Origin of the sequence: Bifidobacterium reuteri DSM 23975, assembly GCF_000741695.1 — a bacterium.
In the GTDB taxonomy this organism is placed as follows: Bacteria; Actinomycetota; Actinomycetes; order Actinomycetales; family Bifidobacteriaceae; genus Bifidobacterium; species Bifidobacterium reuteri.
The window spans coordinates 46,114-64,871 of sequence record NZ_JGZK01000013.1; the positions used below are offsets into that span (position 1 = coordinate 46,114).

General features: G+C 64.9%; 6 protein-coding genes and 1 tRNA gene. 1 reads left to right on the forward strand and 6 read right to left on the reverse strand.

Going from position 1 to position 18,758, the window contains the following annotated elements:
* Window positions 1–88 precede the first annotated feature (88 nt).
* Complete coding sequence (locus BREU_RS08985; RefSeq protein WP_044090466.1) at window positions 89–1,342, forward strand: Fic family protein; 1,254 nt, start codon at window positions 89–91, stop codon at window positions 1,340–1,342.
* Window positions 1,343–1,550: 208 nt separating this feature from the next.
* Here the strand turns inward: BREU_RS08985 and BREU_RS08990 are convergent.
* From BREU_RS08990 to BREU_RS09015, 6 genes are all read right to left on the reverse strand, one after another.
* Window positions 1,551–1,624: transfer RNA gene (locus tag BREU_RS08990), tRNA-Gly, on the reverse strand.
* A gap of 99 nt (window positions 1,625–1,723) precedes the next feature.
* A complete protein-coding gene (locus tag BREU_RS08995; protein ID WP_238567047.1) occupies window positions 1,724–3,751 on the reverse strand; it encodes an alpha-amylase family protein in 2,028 nt (675 codons plus the stop codon).
* 220 nt (window positions 3,752–3,971) lie between these two features.
* Window positions 3,972–4,517 carry a holo-ACP synthase gene (locus BREU_RS09000; RefSeq protein WP_044090470.1) on the reverse strand — a complete coding sequence of 182 codons (546 nt, stop codon included), beginning with the start codon at window positions 4,515–4,517 and terminating at the stop codon, window positions 3,972–3,974.
* 608 nt (window positions 4,518–5,125) lie between these two features.
* Window positions 5,126–14,929 (reverse strand): type I polyketide synthase, encoded by a 9,804-nt coding sequence (locus tag BREU_RS09005; protein ID WP_044090465.1) that lies wholly within the window; start codon window positions 14,927–14,929, stop codon window positions 5,126–5,128.
* A 104-nt stretch (window positions 14,930–15,033) separates the two neighbouring features.
* On the reverse strand, window positions 15,034–16,668 hold the full coding sequence (locus BREU_RS09010) for an acyl-CoA carboxylase subunit beta (RefSeq protein WP_414133024.1): 1,635 nt from the start codon (window positions 16,666–16,668) through the stop codon (window positions 15,034–15,036).
* 47 nt (window positions 16,669–16,715) lie between these two features.
* Window positions 16,716–18,668 carry an ATP-binding protein gene (locus BREU_RS09015; protein ID WP_044090462.1) on the reverse strand — a complete coding sequence of 651 codons (1,953 nt, stop codon included), beginning with the start codon at window positions 18,666–18,668 and terminating at the stop codon, window positions 16,716–16,718.
* Window positions 18,669–18,758: the final 90 nt, after the last annotated feature.

An 18,758-nucleotide genomic window follows, 5' to 3' on the forward strand; every position in this document is an offset into this window, starting at 1 on the left:
ATCCTCATCGGCTTTTGCTTGACTTATTTCTTTCCCTTTCTTATAGTTTCTATAATTTATGATGGAATCAGGAAAGACTGCTTGAGCAATGGATATGAAATATAGGAGCCTGGCGCGGTCGTTCCACGCCGACAAGTCGAACGATGCCTTCAACAACCATGCAAAGCTCGCCAGGCAACGGCTCGAGGCGGACTCCACATTCAGAACCGGAATCATCACCCCTCTGGGCGAACTGTTCACCTGCACGCCACGCGAGACATCCATGCTCACGGAGAGGATACTCCTCGCCGAACGGCGGGTGTCCCGGCTCTGGAACCAGATTCCCGGCATCATGCACTGGGACTACATACGGCACTCCATCAGCGAGGAGCTGTTCGCCACCAACGAGATGGAAGGCGTGCGCAGCACCCGCAAGGAAATCCTAGACGCCGTGGATGCTGCCGACAGGGCGAGGAAGGACGGAGACGGCTCCAAGGCCCGGTTCAGCGAATTCGCCAAGCTGTACCTGAACCTCACCGACAAGGACACCGCGCTGCCGTCGGGAATCGCGGACATCCGCGACATCTACGACAAGGTCGTGCTGGACGAAATCGATGAGAACGACAAGCCGGACGGCGAATTGTTCCGAAAAGGCGACGTGGAGATACAGGGACCGCACGGCCTTGCAATCCACAACGGAGTCAAAGGCGAAGGCAACATCGGCGCACTCCTCACCAACATGATCCATCTTGCGACCTCCGACGAAATCCCCCGACTACCGGCTGTCATCATGTCGCACTTCCTGTTCGAATACGTCCACCCGTTCTACGACGGTAACGGCAGAACCGGCCGGTACCTCCTAGCCCTGTACCTGAACCACGACCTGACCATGCCCACCGTGCTGTCACTGTCCCGAACCATCGCGGAGAACAAGAACGCCTACTACAAGGCATTCACCGAGGCGGAGGACAGACTGAACTGCGGCGAGCTCACGTTCTTCGTGAACACCATCCTCGGGTTCATCCGACGATCCCAAGACGAGCTGATCGACGAACTCGAGGTCAGAGTCGACCAGCTCAACAAAGGCGGAAGAATGTGCGAGCAGCTTGAACGAAAACATGGCCTGTCCGCAAAAGCGGCATCGATACTGTACGGCGTAATCCAAGAGGAGATGTTCGACTCATCCAAATCCATGACGCTGGACGATGCCGCATATCATATCGGCCTATCCAAGCAAAGCGCGAGAAAGTATGTGGGTGAGCTCATGAGTGCGGGCCTCGTCACCCAGTCCGGGAAACGTCCTTTGAAAATCCGGGCATCGGAATCGTTGAGGGGCATCCTTGAGACCGGAATAGACGATTGAAGAATCGGAAACTCGCCTACCCGTCCGGAGCCTCGGTGGATACACGGCACTCCGCCCGGGCATGCCCGGCCTCGTCATCGAGGGCCACGACCTGTCCGAGGCCCTCGATGCGCTCGATGCACTCGACATGGCCGCGAACGGGAGCATCGAAGAAGGAACGAAAAAGACCGGAAACCCTTGGAATCGTTGGGTTTCCGGCCTTTCAGCTTGGAGCGGATGACGGGAATCGAACCCGCGTAATCAGTTTGGAAGACTGAGGCTCTACCATTGAGCTACATCCGCGTGTAGGGCGTCGCTTTTGGCGACTTGAGACATTATACACAAATCCCAGAAAGCGGCAAGTCGCGCATACTCACGACGCCATCACACCCTCCAGAGCCATTACAGCCGTACGAACCGCGCCTCATACGGGGCAAGGTCGGCGTCGAGCGGCTCCCTGACCACGGCGGTGCCCTGCTCGTCGGCACCTGGGTTCAGGTGCACGTGCTGCTCGTGTTCGGAGAAGCTGAACAGGCCGATCAGTACGGCACCGTCAACCTTGCGGACCACGGCGAGCACGGCATCATTGGACGTATCCCACGTGGAGACCCAGGCGTCCGGGGCGAAGCACGGGTCGTGGCGCATCTCGCGCAGCCCCTCCATGCCTTTCCAGAGCCGGTTCTGCAGCGTGCCGGGCTTCTTGCGCAGCGCGGCCTTGTCCCAGTCGAACTTGCTGCGGTGGAGGTTGCGGCTGTCCTCCACACGATCGGCATCATCCTTATATTCCCAGCCGTTGAGCTGACCGATTTCGTCGCCGCAGTTGAGCATCGGGAAGCCGCGCAGGAATGCCATGGTCTGATGCATCAGCAGGTCGCGCCTGATCGAAGTCTCCAGCAACGGCTTGTCATGGGTGATGACGGCCTTTTCGATGCCGCAGAACGATGCGGTGGTGCCGCAGTTGCGGGCGTCGCGCGTGGCCTCGTCGTAGTTGTAGAGCTCCCCCATCGACCAGCCGCCGAGCACCGCGCCCTCGTAGAAGTGATACAGATATTCCTTGTGCTTGAGCGGATCGATGCCGAGCTCATGTTCCACGTCCTCGTCCAGTCCCCAGCCGACATCGTCATGGCAGCGCAGATAGTTGACGAACCAGCAGTTCTCAGGCAGCGCGTCCAGCTTGTCGATCTGGGTCTTGAGCAGGCGCACGTCGCGGCTGGCAAGCGCGCTCCACAGGTTCACCATGACGGACACGTTGTACAGCATGTGGCACTCGGGCGCTTCGCGAGTGCCGAAGTACGCCGCGAGTTCCTTGGGGGCCATGACGACTTCGCCCTTGAGCACCACGGCCGGGCAGACACATTCGAGGATGATGCGCAGCATGCGCACGATGGTGTGGACCTGCGGCAGATTGCGGCAGTCGGTGCCGAGCTCCTTCCAGATGTACGGCACGGCGTCGATGCGGAAGACCTCCACACCGAGGTTCGCCAAGTGCATCACGCTGCTGAGCATCGCCACGAGCACCTTGGGGTTGCGATAGTTCAGGTCCCACTGGAACGGGTAGAACTGGGTCATGACCCACTTGCCCATCTGTTCGTTCCACGTGAAGTTGCCGGGCGCGGTGTTCGGGAAGACCTGCGGCACATGCTCTTCGTACTTGTCGGGCATGGTCCGGTCATCGAAGCAGAAGTAATAATCCTGATATTCCGGGTCGCCGGCCTGCGCGGCCTTGGCCCAGCGGTGGGTGGATGCGGTGTGGTTCATCACGAAGTCGATGCACAGGCTGATGCCGGCGCGGCGCAGCTTCTTGGCGAGATTCGCGAGGTCCTCATTGGTGCCGAGCTTCGGGTCGACGGTATCGAAATCCTCGACCGCATAGCCGCCGTCATTGTTCGGGCGGGGCATCTGGAGCAGCGGCATGAGATGCAGGTAGGTGAGCTTCTGTTCCTTGAGGTACGGAATCTTGTCGGCGAGCTTCTTGAGGTCGCCGGCGAACAGGTCGGTGTACATGGTCATGCCGAACATGTCGCCGCGCTTGTACCAGTCCGGATCGGCTTCGCGGGACTTGTCGAGGCGCTTGAGGTCGGCGGGACGCTCGGCGTAGGCTTCGGCCATGGCACCGAGGAGTGCGCTGAAGTCTTCCGTGGCGGTTTCGCGCTCGCCGTACAGGCTCATGAACAGGCGCTCAAGTTCGGCTTTGTGCGATTTGAGACGGGAGAGGAACACAGGGCTCGGAGTAGTGCGCTTCGGTTTGGCCGCGGCAGCCGCGGTGACGGATTTGGCTGCGGTCGGGCGCTTCGACGCTGCGGTTTTGGCTGGCTTTGGGGCCCTCGCCGCGGCCTTGGTCGCGGTCTTGGTCGCGCCGGTTTTGGCTGATTGCGCGGCCTTGGTGTCGCTGATAGTTGTGTGCTGTGCCGGCTGGTTGCCCTGAGCCATCGGAAACTCCTTCGTTCCATGCTTCATATCTGCGTCAACCGATTGACGTTGACGCCTATCATATCGAACCGGTTCGACGGGATGGCGCGCGACACACCGGAGAGGAACCGGCATCCCAGCGACCCCATGCGCATTGTGTTGCGCGAGGCACCGGATGCAATTGAGAGTGAGATGGAGGGGCGCGATTGGGAGTGCGATTGAGGCGACGGTCGCTCGAGAATCAAACGGCGATCATCACTACAGCCGAAGCAATGGGACCGTCATGGCTCAGGGAAATATGAACGCCGGGAATCGGACCCGCGCAATCGGCACTATCTGCGCGAAGATGCTGTGCTCCGTTGCCATCGGTGTAACGATCCGCCACCCCGCCGTCAGAGATACGCGGCATGGATGGCGAACCGGTAGAGGGCCCATCGCCGGCCAGCGAATCGCGGAACTCCCGCATCGCCCTGCCGGACAGCATCACATGCGGCACACCGCGCGAATCGTCAAGGATCTCGACCTCGCGCCACGGGAAGTCGTCCAGCGTGAACGGATAAGGCTTCTCCCCCAGCGCCTCGCACCACGCTTTGAGGAACGCCTCCTTGCCTGCCCATTTGACGGCCAGATGCACGGCCTCGCTGTCGTTTTTGACGCGCGCGCGTTCGCTCACCTGCCGAAGCTCGCGCACCGAGAACAGCGAGCGCATGCGCGTGCCCGGCTCGGCGAGCTGCGTCGCAAACGCCGCCACATCCACCACGTCATGACCCAATCCACGCACGCCCATGGCCATATTCACCTCCCTTAATGCTTGATCGCACGCATTTCAACAGTAGAACACCTGTCAGCAAGCCGTCACGCATTGCCGACACGACCCTATTCTCGCCTTGCGGCAACGCGCGCAGCTAGTGGTCCGTCTCGTAATTGGTTGAGTGGTGTTGGCCCCCTGATGGGACGTTGCCATGAAACAGACAGCGGTGGTATTTTGGCCCCCTCTGACGAGGGGGCTGTCAGCGAAGCTGACTGGGGGAGAGACAGGAGAAGCAGTGCTCAATCATTTGTGAGACAGACCACTAGTAGAAACATGCATTCTCGCTTACAAGGGGTTGATTTTCGTCTTCAGGAGCATCTATCGGCGCTACGAGGGGTTGCCGTCCGCAATACCCGGCTGACAAAACGGCGTAATGGCGTAGTCATCACGCACTGTATAGCCGTAGATACATTGGCGAGCAGCCCCTCATAACGCAGATAGATGTTCCCAGAAGCGGAAATCAGCCCCTCGTAACGCAGAAAGCCCCTCCGAAAAGGGGCTTTTCGCGCGAATCGCCCGTAGGCGAAGTGAGCGGGGCACACCACAGGTGCCCCGCTAGGGAATCCTGATGCGAACCGAGGAAATCAGGCTTCGAAGAAGCCGGATTCGCCGAGGCGAGCATCAGGATTCAGCAGCATCGCCTTTTCGACCTCGTGGTGGTCGTAGCCACGACCATCCTCATGGAAGCGACGGTTGTCGATCGGCTCGTAGAGCGCCGCACGGCCCATCATGCCTTCCTCGAGGTGGCGCTGACCTGCCGCCAGACGCGCGTTGGCACGCTCGCGCCAAGCCTCCAGCGCGGCCTCGCCGTCAGCCTTGGCCACGGCGGCCTCGAAGGCACCGGGGTGCACCAGCGCCACGAATCCGGAGACGTGTCCGAAGCCGAGCGAGGTGGCCAAGCCGGCCTTGACCGGACGGCCCGGCGTGACGCGACCGAACTCGTCCTCACCGCCACCGATGCGCAGCGGCTTGCGCAGCCAGACCATGTGATCGTCGCGCTCAAGCTTCGGATCGACGCAGTCGAGCGAGGCATTGCCCGGAATCACACCGGACTTGAACAGCTGCGTCAGGCCGTTGACCTGGAAGACGCAGGCACCGCCCTTGGCGTGGCCGGTGAGCGTCTTCTGCGAAATCACGAACAGCGGGTTGCCGTCCGCGCGTCCGATGGCGTGGGCCAGCGTGTTGTGCAGCTCGGACTCGTTCGGGTCATTGGCGTTGGTGGACGTATCGTGCTTGGAGACCACGGCGATGTCGTCCGCCGTGACACCAAGACGGGCCAGATCATGCACCAGCTTGGAGTCGCGACCGCCGAGGCCGGCCGCTAGGGCGCCAAGGCCCGGTGCCGGAATCGAGGTGTGTGCGCCATCCGCGTAGCTGTGGATGAAGCCGACCACGGCCGCGACAGGCAGGCCGAGTTTCAGGGCCAGGTCGCCACGGGTCACGAGGATCGTGCCGCCACCCTGGGACTCCAGGAAGCCGCCACGGCGACGGTCGTTCGCGCGGCTGAAGAAGCGCGCGTCGATGCCCTTGCCGTACATCTCCTCGGAGTTGGCGGTGGCGTTCATGTTGCCGAAGCCGATCACCGATTCCACGCCGATGTCGTCGATTGCACCGGTGACCACGAAGTCGGCCTTGCCGAGCGCGATCTTGTCGACGCCCTCCTCCAGCGACACAGCGGCGGTGGCGCAGGCGGAGACCGGCTGGATCATATTGCCGTAACCGCCGATGTAGGACTGCATGACGTGCGCGGCCACCACGTTCGGCAGCGCCTCCTGCAGGATGTCGGTCGGGATCTCGTGGTTCAGGAAGCGGTCGAGGTACAGCTTGCGCATCGACATCATGCCGCCGAAGCCGGTGCCCTGGGTCGAAGCCACCAACGAGGGGTGAATCGACTGGAGGATTTCGGTCGGGGTGAAGCCGGCCGCCAGATAGGCGTCCACGGTGGTCACGATGTTCCACAGCGCGATCTCGTCCACGTCGCCGACCATCGAGGCCGGGATGCCCCAGCGGGTCGGGTCGAAGCCGGTCGGGAACTGGCCGCCGACCGTGCGGGTCATGGTGGCGCGGCGCGGCACGCGAATCATCGAGCCGGCGTGACGGGTCACGTTCCATTCGCCGGATTCAGCATCCGCGGCGATGGAGGTGTGCGCCTCGTCCAGCTTGACGTACTCGCGCGCAACCTCCTCGGACGGCACGGAGAAGGTGACGTCGTGGTCGAGGTAGACCTCGGCTTCCTCCTCGTCGGCGCCGTCCTTGTAGTCGTTGCCCATGCCGGTCTCGAACGGACGGATGCCGGAGCGGGCCACGACCTCGTCGTGGTAGCGTTCGGCGATGTCCTCCTCGGGCACCAGGTTGCCGTCCGTGTCATACCAACCGGGCTTCGGGCTGTCCTGCCAGGTAAGCAGGCCCATGCTCCACGCCAGTTCGAGCACCGCTCCGGCGCTCAGGTCGACGGTGCCGTCCGGGTGGATGCCGAGTTCGGCTTCCGCACGGGTGCGGCCGGAGCCCCATGGGCCCAGCTCGCCGATGGACACGATGACGATCTCGTCCTCCGGGCGGGCGGTGACGCTCTGCCAATCAGCGAGGTCGACCGGGGCCTGCTTGGCGATAATCGGGGTGGGCAGCGCCTTGATGGCGGAGCCTTCGGCGCTGTTCTCCGGCTTCTCTCCCTCAGTCGCGCTGCGCGCGCCAGCTCCCTCATCAGAGGGAGCTTCCTTAGCGGCGTCGGCCATCGCCTCCGCGCGCAGGGCCTTGATGTCGATGGGCTCGCTGCCGAGGCCACCGGTCAGGTCCACGTCGAGCGGATGCTGGACGGCTGCCGCACGCGATTCCGCAGTGCACAGGTCGAGCAGCCTGACCGCGATCTGCGCGGTGGAATAGGTGTGGATGCCATGGCGCTCGACGACGGCGACCAGCGGATCGTTGCCGCCCATGAGGCCGGTGCCGCGCACCCAGCCGATCTTCGGGTGGGCGAAGGTCACGCGACCGGCCCATGCGTCGCGCTCGGCGCGCGCACGGTTCACGATGGCGTCGAAGGCGCTCTTGACTTCACCGTATGCACCGTCGCCACCGAAGACGCCACGGTTCGGGGAGCCGGGCAGCACCACGTGCAGCTTGTGCTGCACGTTGGTGTCCTCGCCGATCTTCGAGAAGCCGGCGATGGCGCGTTCCACGCCCCACAGCATGAGTCGGGCCTGCGATTCGAACAGGTCGCCGGCGTCGGCCAAGGTGCCGTGCACTGGCGGGGCGGCGAACGGGAAGAACAGGGTCGGCTCCCACGCCGGCTTCAGGATGGTCGTGGTGGCGCCGGAGGTCTTCTTCTGCTCGTGGCCTACCCAGTCGACCAGCGCGTCCACGTCACGGTAGCTGGACAGGTTGGCCGGGACCAGCCAGAGCTTGGCGCTGCCGGTGGCGTGCTCGCGGTACGCCTGCTTGGCCCATGCCTTGATGGACGGCTTGAAGCTGTGCGAGGTGGCCACCACGGTGGCGCCTCCAGCGAGCAGGCCTTCGACCACTTGGGCGGCGATCGAGTTCGGGCTCACGCCGGTCACGATGGCGATGTCGTTCGCGAAGCGGGATGCGTTCTTGTCGGCGACGGCTTCGAGGGCTTCAGAAGCGACGCGAGCGAAGGCATCGCGCAGGATGCTCTTGGTCTCTCCCTCAGTCGCGCTGCGCACGCCAGCTCTCTCATCAGAGGGAGCTTGAGAGGCATACCACTGGGCTTCGGCTGCGATGGCCTTGCCGAGGCCGATGAAGCTGCCGTTCAGAGCCGAAGCGTCCTGCTCATAGAACGCGCGGGCCAGATCCTCGCGGGCGGAGGCCCAACGGTCGTCGAAGAGGATGGCCTTGTTGGCGTCGAACCGCGGTGCCACCTGCTTGGGCCAGTCGGAGCCGAGTTCGGCTTCGACGGCGGCCACTACGGCCGCGTTCTCATCCTCGCCTTCCTCGGGCACAGGCGCGGCCACGCCGAGCTCGCCCAACACGAACCGGGCGGTGGCGGCGAGCACGCCGTTGGCACCGGTGAACTTCTCGGCGAAGGCGTCCAGCGCGGCGGAGTCGACCACGGCACCGCCAGCAGCGCCACCGGCGGTGGGCAGTGCGACGGCAACGCCCTTAAGCTGCGCCACGGCTTCGACGGCGGCATCGATGAGCTTGTCGGCCTCGGACTTGTTCTGCACGGCCGAGGTAGGCAGCTTGGCCAGATCGCCGCCGCGGGAGCTGGCGCCTTCACGGGTGTCGAGCAGGAGCGCGGCGAGTACGCTGGCCACCCAGCCCTCGCCGAGCTGCCAGACGTTGGTCACGCGGTCGCGGATGTACTGTTGCTTGACGCCTGCGGCGCCGAACAGCGCACGCAGACGGTCGCGCAGGGCTTCGGACAGCACTGCACCGAACGGCTTGTAGTTCGGGGCTGCCTTGTTGACGATGACGGCGAGCTTGTCGAGCGTGGCCTCGGCCGCACCGTCCACGCTGGCCACGCCGAGCTCGGAACTGATGTCCATGAGCAGCTGGTTACGACGCGAGGAGACGCCGTTGGTCAGCGTGTCGGTGGTGTCGTTGCTGCCGATCTGGTCGATGCGCAGCTTGGCGGAGTAGGCCATGAGCACGCCGATGGCGTCGGAGGCCTTGAACGGGAGGTCCGGCACGGAGGCTCCCGACGGAGCACCGGCGGGAGCGGAGACCGCTGGAGCGGACGCGGTACTTGCCTGCTTCTCTCCCCCAGTCACGGCGTGCGCCGTGCCAGCCCGTCCTGCAATTACAGAGCCTTCGGCCGTTTTTTCAGCTCGACTGTCGTCTCGCATCTTGCCTGCGAGAAGTCCACTGGACTTCTCGCTTAACGGCAAGATCCCGTCAGAGGGGGCCGAACCCAACTTGGCGACTGCGGAGCCGCCGGCGGGAGCGGTTTCGACCGGCGCAGGAGCCGCGGACGAGGCTCCAGCGGACTCGTCCGTGTCCTCTTCGGGCATCAGTGAATCCGAATCGGTCATGTACACGCGGCCTTCATCGCGGCCGACGTTGTAGACCACCGTATCGTTGCCGGCGAACGCGGGCAGGCGCAGGGTCTTGGCACCGAGGTTGGCCAGGGTCGGCGCGTTGCCGAGGCCGACCTCCACGTACTCCTCGACGCCGAGGCCGCACTGTTCGCGCTTGCCGAACAGCAGCGCCTGGGTCTCGATCCAACGCACCGGGGATGCGAACTGCCAGGAGAGCAGCTCGGTGAGCAGGAGTCGGCCGAGCTTCTGGTCGTCGGCGGCGTAGGAATCCCACACGGCCGGGTTGTCCAGCGCCTCCTTGATACGCTCGGACGGCACCACTTCGAGGATCTTTGCGGCGAATTCCTTGGTCATTTCGAACGGTGCGGCCACAAGGTTCGGGATGTAACGGCCCACCAGACGTCCGCGATAGTCGATGTGCTGCGGCAGCAGCGCGTCGAGCTTGTCGCGGAACTCCGGCACGCCCTTCCTGAGCAGTGTGGAGTGGAACGGCACATCGATGCCGGGCACCAGCATGAAGGCAGGCTTGCCGCCCGCCTCCTTGGCGCGGCGGTTCGCATCCTCCTTGAGCGCCTTGAGACCGGCGATCGTGCCGGCAATGGCGTACTGCTGGCCGGCGAGGTTGTAGTTCACGATCTGCAGGAACTCGCCGCTGGCCTTGGCCACGGATTCCACGTAGTCACGCACGTGCGCGTCGTCCACGCCGAACTGGTTCGGACGCAGCGCGCCCATGCGGTAGTTGGAGCGGCCTTGGGCGTCGCGATCGATGAGATGGTGCATGGTGGAGCCGCGGTGGAACACGAGCTCGAGCACGGTCTCCAACGGAATCACGCCGGCGAACGCGGACAGCGCGTTGTATTCGCCGAGCGAGTGGCCGGCGAAGTAGGCGGGCCAGATGTCGGCGCCGGCCTCGCGCAGACGGGCGGTCTGCGCGAAGGCCACGGTGGCGAGCGCCACCTGGGTGAACTGGGTGAGGTTGAGCAGTCCTTCCGGATGACGGTAGGTGACGCCGTTGGCGGTGAGTTCCTTGGGGTTATCGCGCACGAGGCCGATGATCGAGAAGCCGAGCTTGGCGCGGGTGAGCTTGTCGGCGCGCTCCCACACATCGCGGGCGGCGGCGGACTTGGCGCGCTCGTCGAGCACCATGCCCTGCTTCTGGATGCCCTGGCCGGGGTAGACGAAGGCCGCGCGGGGCGCGCGCACCAGCGCGGTGCCGCGGGAGACGAGCTGGCCGTCGATGCGGCAGGTGACCTCGAAGGTCATGCCGCCGTGGCGCACCTTGCCGACGCGCTCCACGGAGATCTCGACGACATCGCCCAGCTGCACCATGCCGTACATGTTGTAGGTCCAGCCGGCAATCTCATAGTGGGCGCCCTTCTCGTCCAATGCCTGCACCGCGTGCTGGGCGGTGGCGGACAGCCACATGCCGTGCACGAGCGGTGCCTGCAGACCGGAGATGCGTGCGCCGCGCACCGAAGTGTGGATCGGGTTGAAGTCGCCGGTAGTGCGGGCGAACGCGGTCATGTCCGTGGGGGCGGTAACCTTCACGCGGCGCAGCAGGCGGCGGGGAGTGGCTTCGACCTCGTCATGGGCCGCGTCGCCGAATTCGGGCGCGTCGGCCGGCAGCGCATCCGAGTAGACGCGGCCTCGGATGGCGAAACGCTCGGTTTCGCGGGCGAGCAGCGTGCCGTCGGCGGCGGTGTGGGTCACGTGGATGGTGACCACACGGCCGGATGCGGATTCGAAGTAGTCCTCCGCCCAGGAGGTGAGGTTCACGGTTTCGCCGGTATGGCGCAGCAGCTCCTCCTCATCGACCTCGAGTTCGATGAGATGGTCGAGGTGCACGGCGTTGAGCAGGCCCTCGATCACCGGGTAGCCGTCCACGTACACGGAACCGAGCGCCGCGTAGATCGCCGGCCATGCCGGACCGACCAGCGCGTCCGGCGCGATGCGGCTGGGCTGCAGCGTGGCGGGCAGCGCCGCGCCGGTGGCCGCCTCATGGTCGAAGCCGAGGTTGGCGGACAGGGTGTAGGTGGCGTGCGCTTCGCCAAACGGCCTGCCCTCGGCCGCCACAATCTCAGGCATCGCGACGAGCTTGTCTCCGGTGATGGCGGTGTTGCCGATGCCTGCCGTTGCGGCGAGCATCGCGTACACGTCCGGGATAAGACGCTCGCGGTCGACCACCGGCACACGGCCGGGTTCGGTGCCGTCCACGACCAGCGGGATGACGATGTCGCGCACGGCGTGCTTGGAGGTGCCGCCGTCCGGGTCGTTGTCCCAGTAGGTGTCGAGATGGATGTCGAGGTCGTACTTGCCGTTCGACGCATCCACTGCGGTGATCTCATAGTTCTTATCACCCAAGGCAGTGCCGTATGCGGGATTGTCGGTGATGTGGCCGACCCAGGAGATGTTCGGGGACTTGCGGATGAAGTCTTCGGCATCCGAAGCCTCGCCCAATGCGGCGAACAGCTGTTCGGACTCGGCGGCCGCATCATCGGAGACAGTGGATTCGGCGAGGTTCTTGGCCTTGTCCTTCCCCTTGCCTTTGCCCTTCTTGTTTTTCTTGGACTTGCCCGAGGCGATTGCTTCGGGCGCATCGGAGGCCTGCAGGGCCTCGGTTCCGGTCTCCTCGGATTCCTCGTCCTTTTCGGCCACCTTCACACGGTCGATGGCCGCGTTCTCGAACCGGCCGAGGATGTCGGCGATCGGCTCGTCCACGGTGGTGATGCCGCCCACGGAGATCGGTCCGGGGATGGCGCGCACGGAATCGGCGGAATACCGGGAGTCCTCGGACTGCCAGAGCTGGTCTTGGCCCCACCAGCGCAGCAGGTCGTGGTCGATGACCGGCACGAACGGCATCGGCTTGGGGTATTCGCGCACGAGTACCGGGAACCAGGCCACGTCCGCGGGCACGATCTTGAGTTCGGCTGCCTGCGGATACGCTTCGGCGAGCTTGGCCAGCGCCGGTGCCGGATCGGCGGCGATGTCGCTGCGGGTCAGCAGACCGGCGGCAGCGGCGGCTTCGGCGGAAGTCCCCTCGGCGGCGAAGATGCGGGAGGCGAATGCGCCGGAATCAGTGCCGCTCACACGGGCTTCGATACGCTGCAGCAGGTGCTGGAAGCGATCGACATAGGTCGGATCGACCCAAGGGAAGGCGAGTTCGGCGAAACGCTGCGCCCATTCGAGATAGGTCATGGAGGCAAGATCGCCGAAGTAGGGCTTGGCGGTCTTGTTCAGCGCCTCGATGATCTCCTTGCGGCGGGAGTCCAGCTCCTCGGGGTGCTTCATCACGCGCACCAGCAGTCGGCAGCATTCGGCGGAATCGTTCTCGAGCTCGTAGATGTCGGCGTGCAGGTGGCTCAGGCCGGAGGACACGCCGCCGACCGACTTGCCGGACGGCACCCAGTGGGCGGCCTGCGGGGCGAACACGTCGTCGGACTTGGCGTCGGCCGGGATGCCGGCGGTCTTGACCAGCAGCTGCTTGACCTCAGGGCTGGTGTGGGCTTCCTTGGCGGTCATCGCCGCGGTGCCGACCATCACGCCGTCCACCGGCATGTCGGGCAGACCGTAGGCGCGCGACCACTGGCCGGAGATGTAGTCGGCGGCACGTTCGGGGGTGCCGATGCCGCCGCCGGCGATCAACACGAGGTTGTCGCAGGCGCGCACGTCGGCGTAGGTGGCGGACAGCAGGTCGTCCAATGCCTCCCAGCTGTGGTGGCCGCCGGCCTCGCCGCCTTCCACCTGGATCATGATGACGGCGGGGGCCACGGCCTTGGCGATGTGCACGACCTGACGGATCTGGTCGACGGTGCCCGGCTTGAAGCTCACATACGGCAGGCCGTCGGCGTGCAGGGACTTGATCAGCGCCACGGCTTCGTCGAGCTCCGGGATGCCGGCGGACACGACCACGCCATCGAACGGGGCACCGGATGCGCGCTTCTTGGGCACGATGCGCGAGGAGCCGAACTGCAGGTTCCACAGGTAGCGGTCCATGAACATCGCGTTGAATTCGACGGTGCGGCCTTCCTCGAGCTCCTTCTCCAGTGCGGCCACATGGCGGTCGAACACCTCGGCGGTCACCTGACCGCCGCCGGCGAGTTCGGCCCAGTAGCCGGCGTTGGCGGCTGCGGCCACGATCTCGGGGTCGACGGTGGTGGGTGTCATGCCCGGCAGCAGTACCGGCGGCTTGCCGGTGAGACGGGAGAACTTGGTGACCAGCTTGTCGCCGGCCGGCGTGCTGACCACGTGCGGTGCGAAGGTCTTCCAATTCTGGGTGCGCTCCGGTTCGCCCTCCAATGTGGACAGCCCCGCGCGCTCGGCCAGAGTGGTGGCTTCGACCACGCCGACGCCAGTGCCTTCGACCACGTTGCCGATCAGCTTGCCCACGGTGTTGCCCGGCCCCAGATCGACGATCCAGAGCTTGGCCGGGTCCTCGGCGACGTCCAGCAGGTGCTTGACGCGCGCGTTCCAATCCACATGGTTGACCAGCACTTCCTCGGCGAGCGCGCGGGTGCGGTCCTGGTCGAAGCCGCTGGATGCGGCCCAGTCCACGGCCTGCTCGACCGCCTCGTTCATCAGCGGGGAGTGGAACGGCAGGGTGACGTCGAGGTATTCGAGGGTCGGGTCGAACACGGTGCCGCCGCGCAGCTTCTGCTCGCGCAGCTTGGCCTGATGCTTGTGTTCGCGCTCGGTTTCGAGGGCGAATGCGGACAGGTCCTCGGGGTAGCCGGACAGTACGTAATGGTTGCTGGAATTGGTGACGGCGATGGAGATCGGGCCACGGGCGCGGCCGGATTCGCGGACGCGATCGATCAGCGTCTCGACCTGGGCCTTGTCCGCGCCTTTGACCGAAAGCATCGGGGTGGCGTCGCCGTACCTGGCGTTGAGGCCGAGTTCGCGGACGCGACGCGTGCCGGCGGCGCCGATCAGGGCGGCGGTCGCCAGAATCTCGTTCAGCGCGTCCGATGCGGCCGCGACGGAGCCGGCCTCCTCGATGGCACGGCTCATGTGCACGGCGAGCACACCCTGGGAATGTCCCAGAACGGCGACCGGCTTGGCTTCGGAAAGAGCGTACCCGAGGTGTTCAAGGTCGAGCAGTGCACCAAGCTGGGTCAGCGCGATGCCTTCCACGGATACGGTGGCGTCTGCGGCAGCGCCGAGGCGGGCCGGGTTCGGGGTGAAGCCGAACAGGTCGACCGGGCGGCCGGTGGTGGCGAGCAGGTCTGCCGCGACCGGTGCCAGCAGACGATGGGCGGCTGCGGCATGGTTGTGCAGCGCCTCGGCGAGGCTGGGATCAGTGGTCTGGTCGGCGAGCGCGACCGGCCACGGGGTGGACTGTCCGGCGAAGGCGAGCGCATGCGGCTCGGAGGCCAAGCGGTTGAGGAAGAAGGTGGTCATGGTGTTCCTATCTGTGATTGTTGCGTAGGACTGTTGCGTTGGTTGGATGGATTTGTTCTGTTGGGTACGTTCGGTAGTTCGGTCTGCCAAGCTAATCGCCGGGGTCACAGCGGCTGGTTGCCGTGGTGTTTGGTGGTATGGCGTACGCGGCGCTTGGTGGCGAGTGTGTTCAGTGATTCGATGATCACCTCACGGGTCTGTTCGGGGTCGATCATCGCGTCGATCTGCCCGATTTCGAGCGAAAGGTTCGCGTTGACCGTGCTGGTCTCGTAGTCCTTGATGTATTTGGCTCTAAGCGCCTCCACGTCCTGCCCGGCAGCCTTGGCCTTGGCCAGATCGTGACGGTGGATGATGTTCACCGCACCGGCCGCGCCGAGTACCGCTATCTGGGAGCTGGGCCAGGCGAAGTTCAGATCCGCGCCGATCGCCTTGGAGCCCATCACGATGTACGCGCCGCCGAACGCCTTGCGCAGCACCACGGTCACCAGCGGCACCTGCGCGTTGGCGTAGGCGTAGATCACCTTGGCGCCACGGCGGATGATGCCGGCGTGCTCCTGATCGGAACCGGGCTTGTATCCGGGCACATCGACGAGCGTGATCACGGGCAGGTTGAAGGCATCGCACAGACGCACGAACCGGGCCACCTTTTCGGACGAATCGACGTCGAGGATGCCGGCCCTCACATTCGGCTGGTTCGCCACGATGCCCACCGGCCTGCCTTCCATGCAGGCGAATCCGACCACCGCCGAGGCGCCGAAGAGCTCCTGCACTTGCACGAACTCGCCGTAGTCGACGATGCAGCGGATCACGTCGAGCATGTCGTAAGGCTGACGTTCGTTGGCGGGCACGATGGTGGCCAGCCGTTTCGCGGTATCGCGTTCGGCGCGGGTTGCCGCGTAGGCGTAGACGGGCGGCTTGCCGTCCGAGTTGGACGGCAAGTAGGCGAGCACGGTGCGCGCGTAGTCGATGGCGTCGGATTCGTCCTCGCCGAGGTAGTGGGCCACGCCGGATACCTTGTTATGCACTTCCCCACCGCCCAGATCGGCCATCGAGATGGTCTCGCCGGTGGCTGCCTTGACCACGTCCGGGCCGGTGACGAACATGTTCGAGTTCTCGCGGGTCATGATGATGAGGTCGGTCAGTGCAGGGCAGTAGACGGCGCCGCCTGCGCACGGTCCGAGGATCAGGCTCAGCTGCGGCACGAATCCGCTGGCTTCGCAGGTCTTGCGGAAGATGCGGCCGTATTGGCTCAACGCCGCCACGCCTTCCTGGATGCGCGCGCCGCCGGAATCCACGATGGCCACGATCGGCACTTTGAGCTCGATGGCCATATCCATGAGCCTGCAGATCTTCTGGCCTTCCGCAGTGCCCAAGGTGCCGCCCTTGACGGAGAAGTCCTGTGCGTAGACGGCGACCTTGCGGCCGTATACCAAACCGAAGCCGGTGATGACGGCGGCCCCTGCGTTGCCGCCGGCGATATTGCCGCCCTGGAATCGGCCGATCTCCTCGAACGTGCCGGTGTCGAACAGCAGATCCAAGCGTTCACGCGCGGTCTTCTTGCCTTTGGCGTGCTGCTTGTCCCGGGCGCGCTCTTCGGCCGCACGGGCCAGTTCCGCGGCCTTGATCACGGCGGCGCGCAACGGCTGGTGGCCGGACGACTGGGCCACGGACGCCGCGACGGCTCCGGCGGCATCCCCCACGCCGACGTTGCCAGTCGCAGCCCCGGCCCCGGCAGCCATTGCTGCGGCCTGCGCGGCCTTCACCGCCGGCGAATCCATGATGTCGGTCATTTGGCGGCCTCCTTCTTGGAATCCGCTGCCTTATCGGCTCCCTCTGACGAGGGAGCTGTCGGCGCAGCCGACTGAGGGAGAGACCCCGGCGCAGCCGCAGCGGCCTTGGCCTTGCCGGCGTTCACGTCCAGCGTGACCAACGTGTCGCCCGCCTCCACGCCGTCGGCGGGGCTCACGAAGATCTTCTTCACCTCGCCTGCGGCCGGAGCGTACACATAGTTCTCCATCTTCATCGATTCGAGCACCACCAGCAGGTCGCCCTTGGCCACCTGCTGCCCTTCGGACACGTTGATGCGCGTGACCACCGCCTGCATCGGGGAGGCGATGATGCCGGACTTGGCGCCGTCGTTGGCTGCCGCAGCTCCAGAGCCGACGTTATGCAGTCCCGCGCCGCGCAGCGGCTGCGTGGGGCGCTTGGCGTTGCGGGCGCGGGCCGAACCGGTGAGGCTCTCCACGATGTCCATCGGCACGGTGAGCGTGACGCGGCGGTTGTTCATCTCGATGACGAAGGTCTCGGACTTGGACCTGTCCGGCACGGCCGCAGCCGGGGCGCCGGCCAGCGACGCCGGCTGGCCGGATGCGGCGGAGGCGGGCGTGCGGTTCAGATACGTGCGCTCCAGCCATTTGGTGGTCACCGAGAACGGATGGCCATGCTCGGCGGTGAAATCGTCGTTACGGAAGATCTCCTTGTACAGGGAAATCGGCGTGGGCACGCCTTCGATCACCAGTTCGTCAAGCACGCGGCGCACGCGGGCCACGGCGTCGGCGCGGTTCTGCGCGGTGACGATCACCTTGCCCATCATCGAGTCGAACTTCGGTGAGATGGTGTCGCCCTGTTCCACGCCGGTGTCGATGCGTACGCCGGGGCCAGCGGGCCATTGGATCTTCTCGAGGGTGCCGGAACCGGGTGTCAGGTTGGTGGCGGGGTCCTCACTGGTGATGCGCAGCTCGAAGCTGTGGCCACGCGGTTCGGGGGCGCGGGTGAGCTCGCCGCCGTCGGCGATCACCAGCTGTTCGCGCACCAGGTCGAGGCCGCTGACCTCTTCGGAGACCGTATGCTCGACCTGCAGTCGGGGATTGACTTCCAGGAAGTAGACCTTGCCGTTGGGCGTCACCATGAACTCGCAGGTACCCAGACCCACATAGCCCACGGTGGTGAACAGCCTGCGGGAGTATTCCTCCAGCGTGGCCACCGTTTCCTCGCTCAGGAAGGGGGCCGGCGCCTCCTCCACCAGTTTCTGGTTGCGCCGCTGCAGCGAGCAGTCGCGCGTGGAGTACACGGTGAAGTTGCCGTGGGAGTCGCGTCCGGACTGGGTCTCCACGTGGCGGGCCTTGTCCACGAACTTCTCGATGAAGTATTCCTTGAGATCGCCGCCCTGCAACGCGTCATGGTTCATGTAGAAGCGCCGCAGCTCCTCGTCGTCATGGACCACGGTGATGCCGTGGCCGCCGCCGCCATCGGTGCGTTTCATCATGATCGGATAGCCGTGGGTGTGTGCGAAATCGAGCAGTGTGCGCACATCGGTCACCGGTTCGGACAGGCCCGGCACCGGCGGCACCTTGGCGCGCAACGCCACGCGGCGCGCGGTGATCTTGTCGCCGAGATCGACCAGCGCGGTGTGATGCGGCCCCACCCAGATCGCCCCGGCCTCTTCGACTTTGGATGCGAAGCTCGGCACTTCGGAGAGGAATCCGTATCCGGGATGCACAGCGTTCGCCCCTGTGCGGTGGAGGATGTCGATGAGCAGGTCCTCGTTCAGATAGGTGTCCTTGTAGGTATCCCCCGAAAGCAGATAGGCCTCATCCGCCATGCTCACATATCGGCTGTTGCGATCCTGCTCGGCGTACACGGCCACCGTGGAGATCCCCATCTCCTTCGCCGTACGCACCACGCGAAGCGCGATTTCCCCTCGGTTCGCGATCAGTAGTTTGTTGACACTTTGAGTCATATTGACAGATTTTCCCCTTGCCGTCAGGCCCAGGCAATCGCCGTCCGCACAAAAGCGATCATCCTGTTTTGTAGGGCGGCAACAAACGGC

Coding starts and splice junctions, on each gene's coding strand:
- BREU_RS08985 (WP_044090466.1), top strand. CDS start 89: ATGGATATGAAATATAGGAGCCTGGCGCGGTCGTTCCACGCCGACAAG.
- BREU_RS09000 (WP_044090470.1), bottom strand. CDS start 4,517: ATGGGCGTGCGTGGATTGGGTCATGACGTGGTGGATGTGGCGGCGTTT.
- BREU_RS09015 (WP_044090462.1), bottom strand. CDS start 18,668: ATGACTCAAAGTGTCAACAAACTACTGATCGCGAACCGAGGGGAAATC.
- BREU_RS09010 (WP_414133024.1), bottom strand. CDS start 16,668: ATGGCTGCCGGGGCCGGGGCTGCGACTGGCAACGTCGGCGTGGGGGAT.
- BREU_RS08995 (WP_238567047.1), bottom strand. CDS start 3,751: ATGGCTCAGGGCAACCAGCCGGCACAGCACACAACTATCAGCGACACC.
- BREU_RS09005 (WP_044090465.1), bottom strand. CDS start 14,929: ATGACCACCTTCTTCCTCAACCGCTTGGCCTCCGAGCCGCATGCGCTC.